General features: G+C 63.8%; 5 protein-coding genes and 1 tRNA gene. 5 read left to right on the plus strand and 1 reads right to left on the minus strand.

Annotated features, from left to right (window positions below):
• Positions 1-917 (minus strand): acyl-CoA dehydrogenase family protein (locus WEA77_RS08120; RefSeq protein WP_368067364.1); only part of this gene is annotated, 917 nt, incomplete at its 3' end.
• Between the two features lie 248 nt (positions 918-1,165).
• Between WEA77_RS08120 and WEA77_RS08125 the strand changes: the two genes are divergently transcribed.
• From WEA77_RS08125 to WEA77_RS08145, 5 genes are all read left to right on the plus strand, one after another.
• Positions 1,166-1,504, plus strand: a complete 339-nt coding sequence (locus tag WEA77_RS08125) for an FAD-dependent oxidoreductase (RefSeq protein ID WP_368067365.1) — start codon at positions 1,166-1,168, stop codon at positions 1,502-1,504.
• Between the two features lie 219 nt (positions 1,505-1,723).
• A complete protein-coding gene (locus tag WEA77_RS08130) occupies positions 1,724-2,386 on the plus strand; it encodes an NAD(P)/FAD-dependent oxidoreductase (protein WP_368067366.1) in 663 nt (220 codons plus the stop codon).
• Between the two features lie 169 nt (positions 2,387-2,555).
• Positions 2,556-2,792 carry a preprotein translocase subunit SecE gene (secE, locus tag WEA77_RS08135; protein WP_368067367.1) on the plus strand — a complete coding sequence of 79 codons (237 nt, stop codon included), beginning with the start codon at positions 2,556-2,558 and terminating at the stop codon, positions 2,790-2,792.
• A 44-nt stretch (positions 2,793-2,836) separates the two neighbouring features.
• Positions 2,837-3,379 (plus strand): transcription termination/antitermination protein NusG, encoded by a 543-nt coding sequence (gene nusG, locus WEA77_RS08140; RefSeq protein ID WP_368067369.1) that lies wholly within the window; start codon positions 2,837-2,839, stop codon positions 3,377-3,379.
• A 71-nt stretch (positions 3,380-3,450) separates the two neighbouring features.
• Positions 3,451-3,527 (plus strand) — tRNA-His (locus WEA77_RS08145).
• Positions 3,528-3,530: the final 3 nt, after the last annotated feature.

The raw sequence follows: 3,530 nt of genomic DNA on the forward strand, positions 1-3,530 counted from the left end.
TAGGCCATCAGCCGGGCAGCGTGGATCTTCGTGGCCGCGTCGGCGACCCACCATTGGACGGACTGACGCTCGGACAGCTTATGCCCGAAGGTTTTCCGCTGCGGCGCGTATTCGCGCATCATGTCGAGGGCGCGCTGCGCCGCGCCGATGCACCAGGCCGCCATCTCCATCCGCCGTGTGCCGAGGCGCACCTGCATCGGGCCGAACCCATCGCCTTCCTTGCCGAGCAGCTTCCAGCCGGGTACCCGGCAATCCTCGAGCACAACCTCATAGGTGAACTCGCCGCCCAGCATCGGAATGCGGCGCAGGACATTGAACCCGGGCGTACCTTTGTCTACGAGGAAAGCGGACATCCCGCCCTTTGTGCCTTTCGCCTTGTCGGTAATCGCCATCAGGATCGTGAAGTCCGCTTCGGCAGCGCGCGTGATCCAGATCTTACGGCCATTGATCACCCAGTTATCCCCGTCGCGGACAGCGCGTGTCAGCATACCGGCGGGGTCGGCGCCGGCGCCTGGTTCGGAAATGCCGATGGCCGAGACGGTCTCGCCGCGGGCGTAGGGCGCAAGATAGGCTTCCTTCTGCTGCTCGTTTGCAGCGGTCATCAGCATCTGCAGGTTCGGGGAATCCGGGGGCAGGGTATAGGTCGCCGCGCTTGAGCCCAGCGCTTCGTTGACGGCCACCAGAGCCACGTGCGGCAGCCCGAGGCCGCCCAGTTCCTCCGGTGCATCAAGGCTCCAGAGCCCCATCTCCTTCGATACCTGGTCCAGCCGCGCCTTTTCCGCCGCCGTCAGATACGCGCCTTGCCCTTCGGCGTCGCGCGCCAGAACCGCACCTTCGAGGGGAATCAATTCCTCGCGCACGAACCGTTGCACGAGGTCGCGCAGCATCCGGTGATCTTCGTCGAGTTCAAACTGCATGTCGCCGCCTCGTCTGTTGTGCTTTGTCCGGTTCAATCTGTAGGGCGCATATGGCCCAGAGCAATACGCAGCGCCGCGCCCGCCTGATCTGCGATTGCCTTCCCCTGCGGTTCTTTCCGGTCCGCAGGCAACCGCATTGCGGCTCTTGCGTTCTGTTTAATCGCCTGCTGCCGCGCGTATCGGGGCAGACTGCACGGTGTCAGGTCGACCTGACTTCGCAACCCTTCCTGAAACGAGAGACCAATCCGATGCCGAATTCCATCACGGTCCACCGGGACCTGCGCACTGGCCGCTCGATCTGGATGGAGCGCCGCCGCGAACCACTGGCGAACGCTGCCCTCATACGCAATATCGCCTGCGACGTGGCGGTGATCGGCGCCGGCATCTCGGGCGCCCTGATTGCTGGAAACCTGAGCGATGCGGGTTTGCACGTCGTGGTGCCCGGCCGCCGCGGCCCGGCCACAGGGGCCACGCTCGCCCCGGCCGCCATGCTCCAATACGAACCGGGCGCGCCCCTGACCCACATGGCGGGGAAGATCGGCCGCGCGCGCAGAGCCGATCTTGCGCCGGTCGCGTCTCGCCGTTGATGCGCTCCGGGACCGGACCGAGCGCCTCGGTATCAAGGCTGATACGGCAACTCGTGGCTCCATCTGCCTGGACGGCAACGTGCTCAACCCGGATCAACTCGCCCTTGAGGCCCAAGCCCGGCGCCGTGCCGGCTTTGAAGTTGAGCTGCTGAAGCCCGCCGCCGTGAAGGCGCGTTACGCCATTACAGGCCGGCACGCGGTCATCGGCTCCGGTAACGAGTGCGCCGACCCGCGGCGATACGCTACCTGCACGCAGCGATAGCGCGCGGCGCGCGGCTATATTCGCCAGCGGACGTGAGCGATGTCGAGCCCTCCGAGGCCCGGGTTGTCATTCACACCAGGGACGGTCCTGATGTTCGGGCCAGGCATCTGGTCGCGGCGACAGGCTATGAAATGATGAAGGCCATTGCGAAGAAGGCAAACAGGATCATCCCGGGTTGGTCCATCGCGACCAGGCCGCAGCTGCGAAACATCTGGCCGACCGCTGCGATGATCCGGGAAGCGTCCGATCCCTACCTCTACATCCGCGCAACGTCCGCCGGTGAAGTGATCTGCGGCGGGGAGGACGAGAAAATCAGCGACGCCGATCGGCGTGATGCCAGGATTGCCGACAAGACCCGGACCCTGGCGAGAAAGCTCGCCGCCCTGCTGCCGGACATAGACGCGGCGCCCATGCACGCCTGGGCGGGCAGCTTCGGCGACAGCCCGGTCGGCACACCTGCCATTGGCCGGATCCCCGGCATGGCCAATTGCTACGCGGCCATGGGATATGGTGGCAACCGGATCACGTTCTCAATGATGGCGGCCCAGATCCTGCGCGGCATGATCACCGGCCGCAGTGACCCCGACAGCGATCCTGTAAGCTTTTACGGGGACTTCTGAGGCCCGCCACCGGTCAGCCCGCGGGACCGCGGGCCAAAGACGGCCAGTTTGGCCTTGCGCTGCGTCCGGCGGCGCCCACATCTGGGCTGACGATCCGATCCTGCACATTTTCCGTGGACGTGCGCCTGTAAACGGGCTAATCGCCCGCCTTTGAAAAACGAGTGACCTAATGGCCGACAAGCACGCCAAGGCGCCCCCGCCGCCGAAAGAGAAAAAGAAGTCGGTTGGACCGCTGACTTTCATCGCGCAGGTGCGCGCAGAAGGAAACAAGGTGACCTGGACGACCCGTCAGGAAACCATCCAGGCGACGATCTTCGTTATTATCATGTCGATCCTGATCGCAATCTTCCTTTTCGCGGCCGATACCGTCATTATGTGGTTCGTGAACTTCATCCGGGGCGCCTGAAGGTGCTTTCATCGAATCCAGACCAGCAGGAGCGCGCTCGGCCCATGCCTGAAGCCAAGTGGTACATCGTCCATGCCTATTCGAACTTCGAGAAGAAGGTCGCAGGCTCGATCCGTGAGCAGGCCGAACGCAAGGGCCTGACCCATCTGATCGAAGAGATCGAGGTTCCGACCGAAGAAGTGGTCGAAGTCGCGCGCGGCAAGAAAAGGACCGTCGAGCGGCGCTATTTCCCCGGTTACGTGCTGATGAAGGCCCAGTTGACCGACGATATCTATCACCTCGTCAAGGATACCCCGAAGGTTTCGGGCTTCCTCGGCGCGGAAGGCGGCAAGAAGCCGCTTCCGGTGCGCCAGCGCGAGGTTGACCGCATCCTCGGTAAGTCGGCCGATGCGTCGGCTGAACGTCCGCGTCCCCGCATCAGCTTCGAGATCGGCGAGCAGGTTCAGGTCAACGATGGTCCGTTCCAGGGCTTCGAGGGCGCTGTCGAGGAAATCGACGAAGCCAATGGCCGCCTGAAAGTCACTGTTTCGATCTTCGGACGCGGAACACCTGTGGATCTCGAGTTCGACCAGGTCGTCAAAGTCTGAGAATCTGCCTGCACCGGCCTCCGCCCGGCCTTGAAACCCGGTCGCCGCGCCTGTAAGCGAAACGCAATTGTGCCGCCTTAGCTCAGTTGGTTAGAGCGCTGGTTTGTGGAACCAGAGGTCCCCCGTTCAAGCCGGGGAGGCGGTACCATCT

It is taken from the genome of Hyphomonas sp. (assembly GCF_040882205.1).
GTDB lineage: Bacteria > Pseudomonadota > Alphaproteobacteria > Caulobacterales > Hyphomonadaceae > Hyphomonas.